The following is a 14,641-nucleotide window of genomic DNA, read 5'->3' as shown; positions in this document are numbered from 1 at the left end:
ATGTCCATAATGATGGTTTATATTACCACTGGGGACGTTGAAGAGGCGCGGGAGATCGGTGGAGAGCTGGTCATGCGCCATCTCGCCGCATGTGTGAATATCTTTGAGAAGATGGAATCCATGTATTGGTGGGAAGGAAAGCTTGAGCGTTCCGAGGAAACTGTGCTTATCGCCAAGACAACACCGGAACTGGTTGATAAGTTGGTGCAGACGGTAAAAAATCTTCATAGCTATGATTGTCCTGCAATTGTTGCCATTGAGTCAAAGCAGGGTAATGAAGAATTCTTTGAATGGGTAAAAAGCCATACCGGCTAGCCTGTTTATTGACTTTACCATTAAAGAAAGCATACTCTCAGCCGCGCAAACCGGGTGGGAGTATGCTTTTTATTTCTTGCTCGAATCATATTTAAGGAGTTCAAACAAATGCAGATATTGGTTTCCGGTTCTTTGGCCTATGACAGAATTATGAGTTTTCCCGGTAGCTTTGCTGATCATATCCTGCCCGATAAAATTCATATGCTTAACGTGTGTTTTCTTGTGGACGGCCTTGATGAACGTTTCGGCGGTACAGCCGGAAACATTGCTTACGCTCTTTCCATGCTCGATGAGAAACCCGTAATTCTCGGTACAGGCGGTAAAGATTTTGACGGCTATGAAAAATGGCTGGACGATAACAAAATTACTCGTGAAGGCATTAAGCGCATAGATAGCGAATTTACTGCCGGTGCATACATCACTACCGATAAGTCCGATAACCAGATTACCGGATTCAACCCCGGTGCCATGAAATACGGTTGCGATTATGATTTTTCCGCAGTGAATCCTGCAGATGCACTGGCAATCGTTTCTCCCGGTAACCTTGATGATATGCAGAATTTCCCCAAGGTTTACCGTGAAAAGGGTGTTTCTTTCATTTACGATCCGGGCCAGAATATTCCTGCATTCAGCGGTGAACAGTTGCTGGAAATGATTAGCGGTTGCAAGATCCTTGTTTCCAATGATTACGAACTGGAAATGATCATGAAGTCCACAGGTAAGACCCGTGATGAACTCATGGAAATTTGTGATTCCATCATCGTAACTCTTGGCGAGCAGGGTTGTATTGTTGTTGAAAAAGACGGCGAAACCAAAGTTCCCGCTGCCAAGGCTGAAGTTGTGGAAGACCCCACCGGAGCAGGGGATGCTTTCCGTGCCGGACTGATCAAGGGCCTTGCCATGGGCAAAACCCTCGTTGAATCTGCCCATGTGGGTGCTGTCAGTGCTGTTTACTGCGTTGAGAAACTCGGTACTCAGGAACATTCATATACTGAAGAAGAGTTCTGGGCACGTTACGAAGCAAACTTCGGTAAACTTTAAAATTACCAGTTTACGCAATCTGATCTTACGCCGGAATCCTGCTCGCAGGGTTCCGGTTTTTTTATTCAAAGTGCTTTGACCTCTTTTTTGCCGAAAATAGTTGTAAGTGAGTTGTCTGTTCCTGTATCCTAGGAATTAAAATCCCGGAGGATGCACCATGATTGAAATAACCGCTGCCATGCTTGAAGGTTACTTGAGAGAAGCTTTTGGCCCCGGCACGGCCCTTGTGGATTACGGGGATATCGGTTCGCTTGATAAGCAGGGAATGAAGAAGTTCGGCTACGGTAAACCGCTGCTGGTGCTTTTCACTGTGAATGGCGAGGAGTGCGAAACCGTTATTTCAATCATGAAAGGGGATAATTACGGACACCAGTTTTATTGGGACAGGGCAGCGGTGCTAATGTTTCAGTATGAAACTTCGGCACGGCTTCCACGCCATGTTAAGCCCATGGGTATCGGCTATATCAACCGTAGTGGCGAGATGCTTCCCCTCAATGAACCGCAGGAATTTTTTATCCTCAATGAAAAGTTACAGGGTTATGACTACTTTAACGATCTTGACCGCATCCGTAACGGAGACTTCTCGGATCAGGACGTGCAGAGCGCTGCCGATCTTGCCGGGTGGCTGGCGGAAATCCATTCAGTAAAGAAAGATGATCCTCATCTGTATATGCGCCGAATCCGTGATCTGATCGGTTCCAGTGAATGCATTATGGGATTGATTGATGAGGCTTTCAAACACCCTTGCGATTTTTTTTCTCAAAGCCGCTTTGTTAATCTTGAGAAGAAGCTGATTGATTGGCGCTGGAAGCTCTTTCATTACACCCACCGCCTATGTGCTGTTCATGGGGATTTTCATCCATGGAATGTACTTATGGGCGGACCGGAAGATTTCAGCGTGCTTGACCGCAGCCGGGGTGAGTGGGGCGAACCTGCCGGGGATCTTTGCTGTATGGCAACCAATTATATTCTTTTCGGCCTTTATTCTGACGGAAAATTTTCCAGCAAGATGCGCAATCTATACATGACTTATATGGAAACCTACTTGGAAGAGACCGGTGATATGGAGGTTCTACAGGTTATGGCTCCATTTTTCGTATTCAGGGGGTTGGTCATTGCCTCGCCTGTATGGTATCCAGATCATCCGCAGGAAGTGCGGGATGCGTTGATGCGTTTTATTGAAAATGTCCTTGAGGATGAGGTTTTCGATTATGTCCAATTCGAAAGGTATATGCGTTAACAAAAACTGGGCTATCTGGATTACCGGTTTGCCCGGATGTGGCAAGAGCACCATCGCCGGGAAATTATATGATAAATTGCGGGCAGAGGGAGTTAAGGTTGTCCTTCTTTGTATGGATGAGCGGCGTAAAATGTATATTCCCAATCCTGAATATACCTGTGACGAACGGCAGCGGGCCTATAATCTTTTTGTGGAAGATGCTCTTTCAATCATGCAGTCCGGTCGATGTGTGATTATGGACGGTTCCGCTCATGAGCTTTGCTGGCGCAATGATGCGCGTGAGAAAATAGACTTTTTTGCTGAAGTATATCTGCGCTGTCCTGTGAATATGGCCATGAAACGGGAATCCGGGCGGCAACAGGGGCTGGTCATGGCCGGGTTGTATGAAAAGGCTCTTGAGCGGCAGCGTACCGGAAAGGAATTCAAGGATCTTGGTGAAGTTATCGGGGTGGATGTTAAATTTCAGGAAGATAATAATGCCGAGTGCATTGTGGATACAGCCGGAAAAACGCCTGACGAAACTTTTGAGGAGGTGCAGACCTGTCTGCAAAAGTGGCGTAGGATGAACGGGATTTGCTGATTTTTATTTAAATTTGTTTTAAAGGAAATGAAGTTGCAAAAATAAACGTATCATAAGGTGTTTGTTGTGAAGAAAGTTTTATTCTCAATGATGATTTTGCTGGTTGTTGCTTGTGCTGCTGTCTCCGTCGGAGCTTCTGCTGAAGATGGGGTCCGCAATCAAATCAAGGATGTCCTTTTCGATTATAAGGATGCTTACAATCTCAGGGATTTTGCTGCTATTCGTGCCCTGTATGCAGATAATGCGGTTGTAATGTCTTTTCCTTGCAAATCAACGGAAGAACTTTTGTTTTCAGATTTCAGTGAAAGTCTGGCCCGTTGCTCTTCTTATTGGCTGGACAGTTCTTTTAAATTGCGTTTGTTCAAGATTACCTCATTCACGGTTGAAGGTAATAAATGCAATATAAGGGTGCAGTGGGATTACCGGAGCAACGATGGGCGCGGTAAGTTTAATCCTTCTTTCGAGTTTTTGCTCAAAGATGGTAAGTGGCTGATTGAGAAGGAAACATACGGTCGTAAGGGCGAGTAAATTTATTATGTTTCATAGGGAGGGGAAAACTATTTTGCTGGATAGTTTTCCCCTTTTTTTTTGGGCAAAACCCCTCACGGGTAGATTATGATAAAACAGAAAGGTAAAAGCCGTCAGGCTGCGTTGGCCTTGGGTGCCCTGGGAGTGGTTTTCGGTGATATCGGAACCAGTCCTCTTTATGCCATGAAGGCCTGTTTCAGCGGGCATCATGCCATTGCACTCAACCCGGCTAACGTGCTGGGAGTGCTTTCCCTGATTATCTGGTCTCTTTTGATTGTGATCTGCCTCAAGTACGTAACTTTTGTCATGGCTGCAGATAACGAGGGCGAAGGCGGTATTTTCGCGCTTTACGAATTGGTCAGTCATGAAGGGCAGCGCAGGTCTGCTTCATTTATGCTTTTCGCTGCTATGGTCGGCGGGGCGTTGCTTTATGGTGACGGGGTTATCACTCCGGCAATTTCCGTGCTTTCCGCCATTGAAGGACTTGATATAGCTACAACGGCTGCACATCAATATACTCCGCATATCGCCTGCACAATTCTGCTGGCACTGTTTGCTTTCCAGAGCAGCGGCACTGAAAAAATAGGCAGTTTGTTTGGTCCGGTCATGTTGATCTGGTTTACGGTAATCGGCGTTTTCGGTTTGTTCTCAGCAGTTGGCAATCCAGTCGTACTTCAGGCATTCAGTCCATATTTTGCATTGAACTTTTTTGCTGAAAACGGTTTGGCCGGAACCATGGTCCTTGGGGCGGTTGTCCTTTGTGTTACCGGGGGCGAGGCTCTTTTCGCCGATATGGGGCATTTTGGACGCAGACCGATTACCCTTGCGTGGTACTTTGTGGCCCTGCCCAGTCTGCTGCTCAATTATCTGGGACAGGGGGCTATACTGATCGAGAATCCCGAATCGATCATCAACCCGTTTTTCAGCCTTTTTCCAAAATTTCTAACGTTGCCCATGGTCGCTCTGGCAACTTTCGCGGCAATTATTGCTTCTCAGGCCATTATTTCCGGTGCCTTTTCGCTGACAGCTCAGGCTGTCCACCTCGGTTTTATTCCACGTATTCGAATTTTACAGACTTCGGAAGAAAATCCGGGTCAGGTCTTTGTGCCTTCAGTAAACTGGGTTATGGCTGGCTTGTGTATTCTTCTGGTGCTGTTTTTTGAAGGCTCGGAGCATTTGGCCGGAGCTTACGGGATAGCCATAACAGGAACTATGGTTATCACCACTTATCTATTCTGGTTCTATCTGCGTAGAATACGCAATTGTCCGTGGATATTTGCAGTAATACTGACCGGGTTCTTTGCTCTGTTCGATCTTGGTTTTTTCATCGTAAATTTTACCAAGATTGCGGGGGGCGGTTGGTTTCCCATACTGCTGGCCGGTTTGATTGCTTATGGCATGTTCGTCTGGATATGGGGCAGAGCTAGGCTTAAGGAGCAGTTGCAGGCGCGCGGACTTGAGGTTTCCGAACTGGAACCAGAAATTGAAAAGTACATGCTGGCAAAGGTTCCGGGGGAGGCTGTGTTTCTTTCCGCTTCCGAATTCATACCGCATGCTTTTTTACAACACCTGCGTAATAATCGGGTAGTTCATGAGAAGCTGGTCTTTCTGCGTGTGAATACATCCAGTGAGCCTTATCTTGACTCGCACAAACGCATTTCCCTGAAAAATGTTGAAAAGAATATATACTGGATGACTGTGAATTACGGTTTCATGGAAAAACCGAATTTGTCGCTGATTCTGGTGCAGTCATGGAATCAGTTGGGGCTTAGCAGTACGGACAGTTATTTTTATATCGGGCGCATGCTGTTGCGCTTTAATAAGGATAACAAAGAACATCTGCTGAGACGGAAAATTTTTATCATGCTCAGTTCCGTTTCAGAGGATCCCCTAGACTATTTACGGATTCCCGCAGACAAAGTTATTACCATCGGAACTGCTATCAAAATATAAAAAGACCGGGGAAATGTCTCCCCGGTCTTTTTATGAAATATTCAGCGCAAATTTTTGAGTTATTGGATGAAATCGCTCATGAAATCGTAAACATGTTTCATCTCATCTTCCAGAACATGCAGGTTTTTTTCTGAGAGTTCCTTGTCACCGTCACGAGCACTGTATTCCAGTCTCAGGCAGGCTTCACGAACCCTGTCTGCTCCCATAGTGGCTGCCGCGCCTTTAAGGGAGTGGGCAAGGTATTTAAGTTCATCCATCTGTCCGGCTTCAAAAGCTTCCCTTATTTTGATCACCCGGGCGGGCTCATCTCGCAGGAATACGGCAAAAAGCTTGGTCAGGAATTCCTTTTTGGTGGAGGCCATGGAAGCCAGCCAATCCTTGTTAATTACTTCATTATTTTCCATTCGATTAACTTAGTCCAAATCAAAATCTATTTCCACAATTTTTAGCCTTTTATACATAAAATGGGTCGTAGTCGGGCAACCTTTTCTGCTATTCCGGCAGTTTGAGTTGATTCGATGATCATGTCTACGTCCTTGTAGGCAAGGGGAGCTTCTTCGGCAATGCCTTTGAAAGATCCGGTACGGATGATAATTCCGCGCCTGCCAAGTTCTTTCTGGATTTTATTGCCCTTGAAGCTCTTGCGCGCTTTGGCTCGGCTCATAACCCTTCCTGCACCGTGACAGCAGGATGAAAAAGATATTTCAGCTGATTCTTTTGTCCCGGAAAGGATGTAAGATGCTGTCCCCATGCTTCCGCCGATTATTACCGGCTGACCGTATTTTTTGAATTCTCTTGGCAGCTCAGAGTGTCCCGGCCCAAGCGCACGGGTTGCGCCTTTACGGTGCACCCATAAATTTTTCTTTTTTCCATTAATTTTGAATTCTTCACGCTGACAAGTGTTGTGGCTGACATCGTAAAGCAGTCGCAAATCAGCCTGCGGCAATATCTCCGAAAAACATTGCCGCACAAGGTGTGTGATGGCCTGACGGTTGGCAAGGGCGCAGTTAATGCCTGCTCCCATGGCTCCGAGGTAATCTTGTCCTAGTTCGGAATTTATGGGTGCGCAGGCAATATCCTTGTGAGGAAGCTTGATGCCGAATCCGGGAGCGGCCTTAGCCATCATGGGCAGGTATTCCTTGGCTATCTGATGCCCCAGTCCGCGTGAGCCGCAATGGATGCTGATCACCACATCGTCAATTCCGATGCCGAAGGCCGCAGCTTTGGCTTTATCGTAAATTTCTTCCACATACTGCACTTCCAGATAGTGGTTGCCCGACCCAAGTGATCCCATCTGGTTGCGCATACGTTGTTTGGCTTTGAGAGGGACTTTGCCCGGATCAGCAAAGCTATTTCTTCCATTGCCCTCAATCCTGCCGAGGTCCTCCGGTTTTCCGAGTCCTTGCCCGACAGCCCATGAAGCACCGTTAAGGAGCATTTCATCAAGCTGATCGCCTTCAAGGATAATGTCACCTCCAACGCCTGCTCCGGACGGAATTATCTTGAAAAGCAAATCCGCAAGCTTCGTATCACAAGTGATCAAATCCTGCTTCTTCAATCCGGTAGTCAGGGTGCGTACGCCACAGGAAATATCAAATCCAACTCCACCTGCCGAAATAATTCCACTTTTCTCATCAAAAGCTCCAACACCGCCGATTGGGAATCCATAACCGGAATGGGCATCCGGCATAGCACAGACCGGGCCGACCACGCCTGGAAGCGATGCTACATCGCGGACCTGCGAAACCGTGGTGTCATCCAATTCAAGGATGATGTCCTTGTTTCCAAAGAATAGGGCATCTACCTGCATGGGACCGTATTTTTCCATGCGCCAGCGGCAGGGTGATTCTTGCTTAAGTAATTTTATATTCATAAATCCCTTTATAACAAAAAAACGCAATACCAACCAAGATATTGCGATCAATTTTACGCCGTCTATATGCGTTATATGCGAAGCTTAATAAAAGTTTTGGAAGGGATGGGGTCTGGGGGAGGGATACTTTTTACAAAAAGTGTCCCTTCCCCAGCCGCCGGGGGCTTATAATTTACACAGCTCTTCGCTGGGGATCATCTTGATGTTCTTGGATCCAAGCAGTTCGATGGCCTGATCGGTACGGTCGAAGCGGAAGATGATTACGGCGTTGGAGCCGGACTGGTGTACGAAAGCGTACATGTATTCTACATTAATACCGGAGCCGCGCAGCATTTCGAGCAGATTGTGCAGACCGCCGGGCTGGTCGTCTACAACGACAGCTACGACAGAAGTTTTACCCACTGTGAAGCCTGCCTCTTTGAGCACCTTCTGTGCAGTTTCAAAGTCGGACACGATGAGTCGCAGGATACCGAAATCGGAAGTGTCGGCAAGGGAGAGGGCGCGGATATTGACTTTGTTCTCGGTAAGCAGACGGGTTACCTCGGCGAGTCTTCCGGCACGGTTCTCAAGGAATATGGATAGCTGGTCACATTTCATGGTGTTTCCTCGCATTTGAATTAGGTTCTATTGCTGGTCCTGATTACGCAGGTCGAGAATTCTCTGGGCTTTTCCTACGGAACGTTCAATTGATTTGGGTTCCACAAGTTTAACCCGGGCGGTTACGCCAAGGAATTCCTTAATAGTTTTTTGTATCTTTCTTTCGAGACGCTGTAAATTTTTAATTTCATCGGAGAAAGCTGCACCGGAAATTTCGACTTTCACAGTCAGGATGTCGAGGTTGCCGTCACGCTCAACTACCAGCTGGTAGTGCGGGGAGAGACCTTCGGTTTCGATGAGGATGGACTCGATCTGGGACGGGAATACGTTCACGCCGCGGATGATGAGCATATCGTCACTGCGTCCCATAATGCGCTGCATGCGGGCGAAAGTGCGGCCGCAGCGGCAGGCAGTGTAGTTCAGGCGGGTCAGGTCGCGGGTGCGGTAGCGGATGAGCGGGATACCTTCCTTGGTCAGGGTGGTGATTACCAGCTCTCCGGCTTCGCCCGGTTTAACGTGCTCGCCTGTTTCGGGGTTGATGATCTCAGGCAGGAAGTGGTCTTCCATGATGTGCAGGCCGTTCTGCTCTTCGGCACATTCCATAGCAACACCGGGACCCATGATTTCGGAAAGACCGTAGATGTCGAGGGCCTTGATATTCAGTTTCTGTTCGATGTCACGGCGCATGGACTCGGTCCACGGTTCAGCACCGAAAATACCGATGCGCAGGGGCAGTTTTTTGAAGTCGATGCCCATTTCCTTGCCTGTTTCGTGCAGGAACAGGGCGTAGGAGGGGGTACAACAGATTACATCTGCACCGAAATCTTTGAGCAGCATGATCTGGCGTCTGGTGCCGCCGCCGGATACCGGGATGATGGTTGCGCCCAGTGCTTCCGCACCGTAGTGCGCGCCGAGGCCACCGGTGAACAGTCCGTAACCGTATGCGTTATGAATGCTGTCTTCAGGAGTCGCGCCGGCAATGGCGAATGAACGGGCCATGAGGTCCGCCCAGTTCTTGATGTCGCGCTTGGTGTAGCCGACAACGGTTGCTTTACCGGTGGTGCCGGAAGATGAGTGGATACGGACGATGTTCTCGCGGGAGACAGCAAAAAGGCCGAAGGGGTAGTGGTTGCGCAGGTCCTGCTTTTCAGTAAACGGGAGTTTGGTCAGGTCGGAAAGGGAGTTGATGTCCTTGGGTTCAATACCCAGTTCCTTGAATTTGTTGGTGTAAAAAGGAACGTTGGCATAAACTCGCTCGCAAAGCTGTTTAAGACGTCTGAGCTGTAATTCTTCCAGCTCTTCCCTCGGCATTGTTTCCTTGTCTACGTCGAAGATCATCGCTTGCCTCCTGATATGGCTGATCCCGTACAGGGTTTAAGTTACAAAATAAAAAAGGCCACGGGGTTTGCGCCCGTGGCCCGGTAAACTCTCAGAAAGTGTATTTTTCCATAACCACGGGATGACTATATTTCAGTCCTAAAAAAGAAAAAAAAGAAAAAGGAAAAAAGGTCGTGGTTAAGCATGTCGTGTATAATGCATAAGTGTTTGCCCGCCGTCAAGCGGGATGGTTTACAAAAACATATAAACATAAGTGAATTATCAGCTAATCATGAAAGCCAAAAAAAAGTGACTGCCATTTTATCGTGTCAAACGCCCTCGAAGGAACATCAGAAAAACACTGATCCCTAACAAAAACCATTCAAACCCAAATCCCGAACGGGGATTGAGTGTACACCCGGTTCCAGCACTGGAAGAGTTTACACCCACGACAGCCGGATCGGATATTTCCCCAAGATCTCTGTCTTCATCGTAATCACCGTTGTCTTTGATTACAAAATAAACATAATATTGGGTGCCCAAGGTTGTGTCGTCTGTCAGAGCCATGTGGTTATCATCTGAATCAGCCAGCCACCAATGTCCATCAAGATTGTATTCGGGTCCTGAAAGGGCATAGCTGTTGAAAGCACGGGAGGTACCATTGGTGTCATATAACTTCAGCATAGTTAAATCTGAAACCTTACCTGTCGGAATAGTTGTGGAACTGATTCTGAATGTTGCCGCAGCACCGTTGGAATTCACTGTGGCATTGAAAGAAATCACTTCCGTCTTGGGAATGACTCCTCCTGACCGATATTTGGAATCAAGATCGGTGGCATCCAGCTCTTTAGAGCAGCTGTTCTGTATCCCAACAACTACGCCATCAGCTTGAGTCTGGCTTGCCTGTACATCGCTGGGCTCTTTACGCCCCGTATTTTTAATATCTTTTCTGAATTTTGGCCATGGGGTGGATGCCAATTCTCCAGAATCGCTTTCTATTGCATATAATTTGCCGTCATACGATCCTATGTAAACAGTTCCGTCACTGGCAATGGTCGGAGACCCCTCTATGCCGCCTCCGGTAACAAATTCCCATTTTTTTGTGCCATCCGGGTTTACTGCATACAGTTTTGTATCTGTGGATCCGACATAAATGGTTCCATCACCAGCAATGGCGGATGAAGAGTTTACATGGTTGGTCGTGGAAAATTCCCATTTTTTTGTGCCGTCAGGGTTTATTGCATAAAGATTAGTATCGGCTGATCCAATGAGAATTGTGCCGTCTTCCATTATTACAGGAGAAGAGCCTAAAGACCCAGCTCCTGTATCAAACTCCCACTTTTTTGTGCCATCAGGATTTAATGCATACAAATTCGTATCATGCGATCCAAAATAAACAGTCCCGTCACTGGCAATGGATGGGGGAGAGTATACGCTACCGCCAGTGGTAAATTCCCATTTTTTTGTACCGTCCGGATTTATGGCATACAGTTTTTTATCCGTTGACCCGAAGTAAATCGTCCCGTCTCCGGCAATCGCCGGAGAAGTCCTTATTATTCCTTCGGAGGCAAACGCCCACTTCTCTGTGCCATCCTGGTTTAACGCATACATACTGCCGTCATATGATCCGACGTAAATGGTTCCGTCTGCGGCTATCGCGGGAGAAGAGACGACATAACTTCCCGTGCTGAATTCCCATTTCTTTGTACCGTCCGTATTTAACGCATACAACTTCTTATCACTTGACCCGATATAGATTGTGCCATCATCCGCAATAGCTGGAGAGCATCGAATAGAATCGCCAGTGGCAAATTCCCATTTTTTTGTACCATCCGGATTTATAGCATACAGTTTGTTATCCGTTGACCCGAAGTAAAGGGTGCCGGCACTGTCAATTGCAGGGGTAGATTCTATTTCATCACCGGTACTGTACTCCCACTTCTTATCACCCGGAGCAGCAAATGCAGTAGAGTGCAACAATATTGCGGTCAGGATAACCGCTAAAACATACGAGAACCTATTTATTCGTGAAATATAAAATCGTGAGGGTAAGATCATATTATTGGTGTTGTGCTCTTAGCCGGAGATTGTTTCCGTGATGAAACCGCATAAGAAATTAATTTTCCTAAACAAGCTCGGGCCATTTTAATGTTATAATAAACTAAAACCAAAGAAGAATAGCCGTTTTGTACCAATTTAAATCTGTCTAGTTTTATATAGCTATCATCAGAAATAAATTTATATGCTATGCGAAGCTTATATACCTCAGTTGCGTTTATGTCTGTCCGCCAAAAGACGTACAATCCTCCATGATCCTGCAATAATATTGATCTGTGGACACGAGTTTAAGTAGCTATCCTGATTTTCACAGTAGAAGCTAAAGCCCAAATCCAAACGACGGAATTACGATTCAGAATTTAAACGATACTCATACGAAGTTGCTGGTGGTCTTGTGATCTACCCTAATATTCTTTGGCGCCTTGAATATTTCCCGTAACGGTGGAAATGCATTTACCGGACAGGAAAATGGAATTTTGACTGATGAAAAACGAAGGATTAAAGAGCTATTGAACACAGAGCATTGTGTCAGCGTATTCAGAAGCTTTAATCTGAGCATGGTAAGATGGCGGGAAGTCCCATGATTATAGCCGACCTGTAAGATGAAAAGGTACAAAAGGGGTTATGCTTTAAAGGTCTTTTTTGATATGCTTGGAGTTGAGGTTTTGCATATGTGTTTGTTTTCAGGTTCGAAAATAATTTTCACAATTGAAAATGATTTAAAAGTCCGCTATAGATGCATTGCGTAGCGGACGTAAATTCTCTATATAATCATATTGTACTTTGGACGAAATGTGAGAACTGCGTCTGGCCGGGAGTAACGGACCTCCGGCACGCAGGGGTGTTAAGCCCTTTATTCCCGCTGTTTGTGCTCCGAATTCAAGCGCGTTTTCCGAAAGGGGAAGACGCCGGTTAATTAAACCAAAAGAATGAAAACTAAAGAAAAGAAATTTAAACAGATCGATACTAAGGATAAAGTTCAGCTTGTTGCTGAATGGTTGGATGAAAAACAGGCCAGTGATGTTTCCGCTGTAGACGTACAGGGAATCTGCCCCATTGCCGAAGTGGTAATGGTTGCAGGAGCAAAAGGTGTGCGCCATGCACAGGCTCTGGCTGATTTCGTTCTGGAGCAGCTTTCCAAGGAAAAGATCGAATATCTCGGTATGGAAGGCTACAAAACCGGAGACTGGATCCTTCTCGATCTGAACGATATTATCGTACACATTTTTCAGGAAGATAACCGCGGTTTTTACAACGTGGAAGGTCTCTGGTCCGAAGGCACCAGAATGGATTTAAATCTCAAGCCGCAGGATTAATTCTGCGCAAGGATAGAAACATGTCACAACAAACCGGTGCTCCTTCCGTTCTGCTTATTCTGGACGGTTGGGGAATTGCCCCTGAAGGTAAAGGCAACGCAGTCAAACTTGCCAGCACTCCCGTTCTGGACGGGCTGATGGAAAGCTGTCCCCGGACCCAGCTCAAATGTGCTGGACGTGCGGTGGGGCTTCCTGATGGATTCATGGGTAACTCCGAGGTAGGTCACACTAACATCGGAGCAGGCCGGGTTGTTTATCAGGACATGACCCGCATTGACATTGCTATTGAGAAGCAAGAGCTGGCAGCCAATAAGGTAATCAGCAGCCTCATGGATAATGTCAAAGCCGCGGACGGTCGTCTGCATTTCATGGGGCTCCTTTCCGACGGCGGAGTGCATTCTCACATCAATCATCTTTTTTCATTGATTGAAGTGGCTAAGGATGCCGGTATCAAAGAAATATTCGTCCATGCTTTCATGGATGGCCGCGATACCTCACCTACCAGCGGTAAGGTTTACATGCAGCAGTTGGTGGATAAAATGGCTGAAATCGGGGCCGGTAAAGTGGCCTCTATTTCCGGTCGTTATTATTCCATGGACCGTGATAAACATTACGAGCGTAATGAACTTTCCTACAAGGCGCTGGTTCTCGGTGAAGGACAGGAAGTTTCCGATCCTGTTAAAGGTGTTGAGGAAGCATACGCTGCCGGAGAGACTGATGAATTTATCAAGCCGCGCCTTGTTTCCGGTGTAGACGGAACCTTGAAAGACGGCGACGGCGTGTTCTTCTTCAACTTCCGCGCCGACCGTGCCCGTCAGCTTTGCCGGGTGCTTGCAATGAAAGATTTTAGCGAATTCAATCGTCCCAAGGCACCTGAGTTCAGCGGGTTTGTGACTATGACCCAGTATGAGTCTGATTTCAGTTTCCCCAATGCCTTTCCTCCGCTGAATATCAGCAATCCTATCGGAGAGGTTATTGCGGAGAACGGGCTGAAGCAGCTGCGTATTGCCGAAACCGAGAAATATGCACACGTAACTTATTTCATGAACGGCGGTCGCGAAGAGCCTTTCGAAGGCGAGGACCGTATCCTCGTGCCTTCCCCGCGCGAAGTTGCAACTTACGACCTCAAGCCGCAGATGAGCGCCGAGGAAGTGACTGAAAAGCTGATTGAAGCATTGCCCAAATATTCGCTGTGCATCTGCAACCTTGCCAACCTCGACATGGTCGGTCATTCCGGCATCATCCCGGCGGCGATAAAAGCCTGCGAGACTGTTGATGCTTGTGTCGGCAGGATTGTAGAAGCAGTGAAAGCGCAGGGCGGTGTAATTATGCTGACTGCCGACCACGGTAATGCCGAAGAAATGATTGACGCAAATGGTGGCCCGCAGACTGCGCACAGCCTGAACAACGTGCCGCTGGTATTCATCGGTGAAGCGTTTGAAGACGTGACTCCTTCTGAAGGTGCGCTTTGTGACATCGCCCCCACAATTTTGAATCACATGGGCATTTCCGTTCCCGAAGAAATGACCGGTAAAGATCTTTTAAAAGGATAATTGATGTCTGAATCCCGTAAACCTTTATCTCCGGTCAAGCCTAGCGGGATGGAGATAATTTTTATGTTTCCCTGTCCGTTCTGCGGCCGGGAAGTGCCTTACATCGCACCGACTCAGCCAGCAATGGCGACCTGCGATGCCTGCCGCCGTAATTTTCCAATAGTTCCGGTGGATGAAAAGATTATCAGGTTTTACAAGACCATGCTTGAAAACGGCAAGGCTGCTGTTGATCCTGATTTCTTTTAGATTGTAGTAAATATGAATTGAGAA

Annotated in this window: 14 protein-coding genes; 9 read left to right on the top strand and 5 right to left on the bottom strand. The window is 47.1% G+C overall.

Features of this window, described 5'->3' with window-relative positions:
• The 6 genes from cutA (at window position 1) to ACNI23_RS07995 (ending at window position 5,657) form a co-directional block, all read left to right on the top strand.
• Window positions 1-315 carry a divalent-cation tolerance protein CutA gene (gene cutA, locus ACNI23_RS08020; protein ID WP_420247783.1) on the top strand — a complete coding sequence of 105 codons (315 nt, stop codon included), beginning with the start codon at window positions 1-3 and terminating at the stop codon, window positions 313-315.
• Window positions 316-423: 108 nt separating this feature from the next.
• Window positions 424-1,356 (top strand): carbohydrate kinase family protein, encoded by a 933-nt coding sequence (locus ACNI23_RS08015; RefSeq protein ID WP_420247781.1) that lies wholly within the window; start codon window positions 424-426, stop codon window positions 1,354-1,356.
• 157 nt (window positions 1,357-1,513) lie between these two features.
• Complete coding sequence (locus tag ACNI23_RS08010) at window positions 1,514-2,596, top strand: phosphotransferase family protein (protein ID WP_420247780.1); 1,083 nt, start codon at window positions 1,514-1,516, stop codon at window positions 2,594-2,596.
• Entirely contained in the window at window positions 2,568-3,176 is a 609-nt protein-coding gene (locus ACNI23_RS08005) for an adenylyl-sulfate kinase (protein WP_420247777.1), read from the top strand. The genes ACNI23_RS08010 and ACNI23_RS08005 overlap by 29 nt, the downstream gene beginning before the upstream one ends.
• 66 nt (window positions 3,177-3,242) lie before the next feature.
• Window positions 3,243-3,704 carry a nuclear transport factor 2 family protein gene (locus tag ACNI23_RS08000; protein ID WP_420247776.1) on the top strand — a complete coding sequence of 154 codons (462 nt, stop codon included), beginning with the start codon at window positions 3,243-3,245 and terminating at the stop codon, window positions 3,702-3,704.
• Window positions 3,705-3,791: 87 nt separating this feature from the next.
• On the top strand, window positions 3,792-5,657 hold the full coding sequence (locus ACNI23_RS07995; protein WP_420247773.1) for a potassium transporter Kup: 1,866 nt from the start codon (window positions 3,792-3,794) through the stop codon (window positions 5,655-5,657).
• A gap of 59 nt (window positions 5,658-5,716) precedes the next feature.
• On the opposite strand, the gene ACNI23_RS07990 is transcribed toward ACNI23_RS07995, so the two are convergent.
• The 5 genes from ACNI23_RS07990 to ACNI23_RS07970 all read right to left on the bottom strand — a co-directional run bounded on the left by ACNI23_RS07990 (window position 5,717) and on the right by ACNI23_RS07970 (window position 11,502).
• The gene (locus tag ACNI23_RS07990; protein WP_420247771.1) at window positions 5,717-6,061 is read right to left on the bottom strand and encodes an Hpt domain-containing protein; all 345 of its coding nucleotides are present in this window, start codon (window positions 6,059-6,061) and stop codon (window positions 5,717-5,719) included.
• 41 nt (window positions 6,062-6,102) lie between these two features.
• A complete protein-coding gene (locus tag ACNI23_RS07985) occupies window positions 6,103-7,530 on the bottom strand; it encodes an RtcB family protein (RefSeq protein WP_420247770.1) in 1,428 nt (475 codons plus the stop codon).
• Window positions 7,531-7,695: 165 nt separating this feature from the next.
• Complete coding sequence (locus ACNI23_RS07980) at window positions 7,696-8,127, bottom strand: ACT domain-containing protein (protein ID WP_420247768.1); 432 nt, start codon at window positions 8,125-8,127, stop codon at window positions 7,696-7,698.
• 27 nt (window positions 8,128-8,154) lie between these two features.
• Entirely contained in the window at window positions 8,155-9,465 is a 1,311-nt protein-coding gene (locus ACNI23_RS07975) for a phenylacetate--CoA ligase family protein (protein ID WP_015852365.1), read from the bottom strand.
• Between the two features lie 300 nt (window positions 9,466-9,765).
• On the bottom strand, window positions 9,766-11,502 hold the full coding sequence (locus ACNI23_RS07970; RefSeq protein WP_420247766.1) for a beta-alanine-activating enzyme beta-propeller domain-containing protein: 1,737 nt from the start codon (window positions 11,500-11,502) through the stop codon (window positions 9,766-9,768).
• A 929-nt stretch (window positions 11,503-12,431) separates the two neighbouring features.
• Here ACNI23_RS07970 and rsfS point away from each other — a divergent pair.
• From rsfS to ACNI23_RS07955, 3 genes are read left to right on the top strand one after another with little or no spacing between them, the layout of a single operon-like run.
• A complete protein-coding gene (gene rsfS, locus ACNI23_RS07965) occupies window positions 12,432-12,818 on the top strand; it encodes a ribosome silencing factor (RefSeq protein ID WP_420247764.1) in 387 nt (128 codons plus the stop codon).
• A gap of 20 nt (window positions 12,819-12,838) precedes the next feature.
• A complete protein-coding gene (gene gpmI, locus ACNI23_RS07960; RefSeq protein WP_420247761.1) occupies window positions 12,839-14,371 on the top strand; it encodes a 2,3-bisphosphoglycerate-independent phosphoglycerate mutase in 1,533 nt (510 codons plus the stop codon).
• Between the two features lie 3 nt (window positions 14,372-14,374).
• A complete protein-coding gene (locus tag ACNI23_RS07955) occupies window positions 14,375-14,617 on the top strand; it encodes a hypothetical protein (protein WP_015852362.1) in 243 nt (80 codons plus the stop codon).
• Window positions 14,618-14,641: the final 24 nt, after the last annotated feature.

Source organism: Maridesulfovibrio pacificus (SeqCode), assembly GCF_048612815.1.
Taxonomy (GTDB): domain Bacteria; phylum Desulfobacterota; class Desulfovibrionia; order Desulfovibrionales; family Desulfovibrionaceae; genus Maridesulfovibrio; species Maridesulfovibrio pacificus.
Note: the sequence above shows the minus strand (reverse complement) of the source record. Positions and strands in the feature narration are given on the sequence as shown.

Excerpts from the sequence above, each read along its gene's own strand:
- ACNI23_RS07980 (WP_420247768.1), bottom strand. The coding sequence starts at position 8,127 with ATGAAATGTGACCAGCTATCCATATTCCTTGAGAACCGTGCCGGAAGA.
- ACNI23_RS07995 (WP_420247773.1), top strand. The coding sequence starts at position 3,792 with ATGATAAAACAGAAAGGTAAAAGCCGTCAGGCTGCGTTGGCCTTGGGT.
- ACNI23_RS07955 (WP_015852362.1), top strand. The coding sequence starts at position 14,375 with ATGTCTGAATCCCGTAAACCTTTATCTCCGGTCAAGCCTAGCGGGATG.
- cutA (WP_420247783.1), top strand. The coding sequence starts at position 1 with ATGTCCATAATGATGGTTTATATTACCACTGGGGACGTTGAAGAGGCG.
- ACNI23_RS07990 (WP_420247771.1), bottom strand. The coding sequence starts at position 6,061 with ATGGAAAATAATGAAGTAATTAACAAGGATTGGCTGGCTTCCATGGCC.
- ACNI23_RS08010 (WP_420247780.1), top strand. The coding sequence starts at position 1,514 with ATGATTGAAATAACCGCTGCCATGCTTGAAGGTTACTTGAGAGAAGCT.
- ACNI23_RS07970 (WP_420247766.1), bottom strand. The coding sequence starts at position 11,502 with ATGATCTTACCCTCACGATTTTATATTTCACGAATAAATAGGTTCTCG.
- ACNI23_RS08015 (WP_420247781.1), top strand. The coding sequence starts at position 424 with ATGCAGATATTGGTTTCCGGTTCTTTGGCCTATGACAGAATTATGAGT.
- ACNI23_RS08005 (WP_420247777.1), top strand. The coding sequence starts at position 2,568 with ATGTCCAATTCGAAAGGTATATGCGTTAACAAAAACTGGGCTATCTGG.
- ACNI23_RS07985 (WP_420247770.1), bottom strand. The coding sequence starts at position 7,530 with ATGAATATAAAATTACTTAAGCAAGAATCACCCTGCCGCTGGCGCATG.
- ACNI23_RS07975 (WP_015852365.1), bottom strand. The coding sequence starts at position 9,465 with ATGATCTTCGACGTAGACAAGGAAACAATGCCGAGGGAAGAGCTGGAA.
- gpmI (WP_420247761.1), top strand. The coding sequence starts at position 12,839 with ATGTCACAACAAACCGGTGCTCCTTCCGTTCTGCTTATTCTGGACGGT.
- rsfS (WP_420247764.1), top strand. The coding sequence starts at position 12,432 with ATGAAAACTAAAGAAAAGAAATTTAAACAGATCGATACTAAGGATAAA.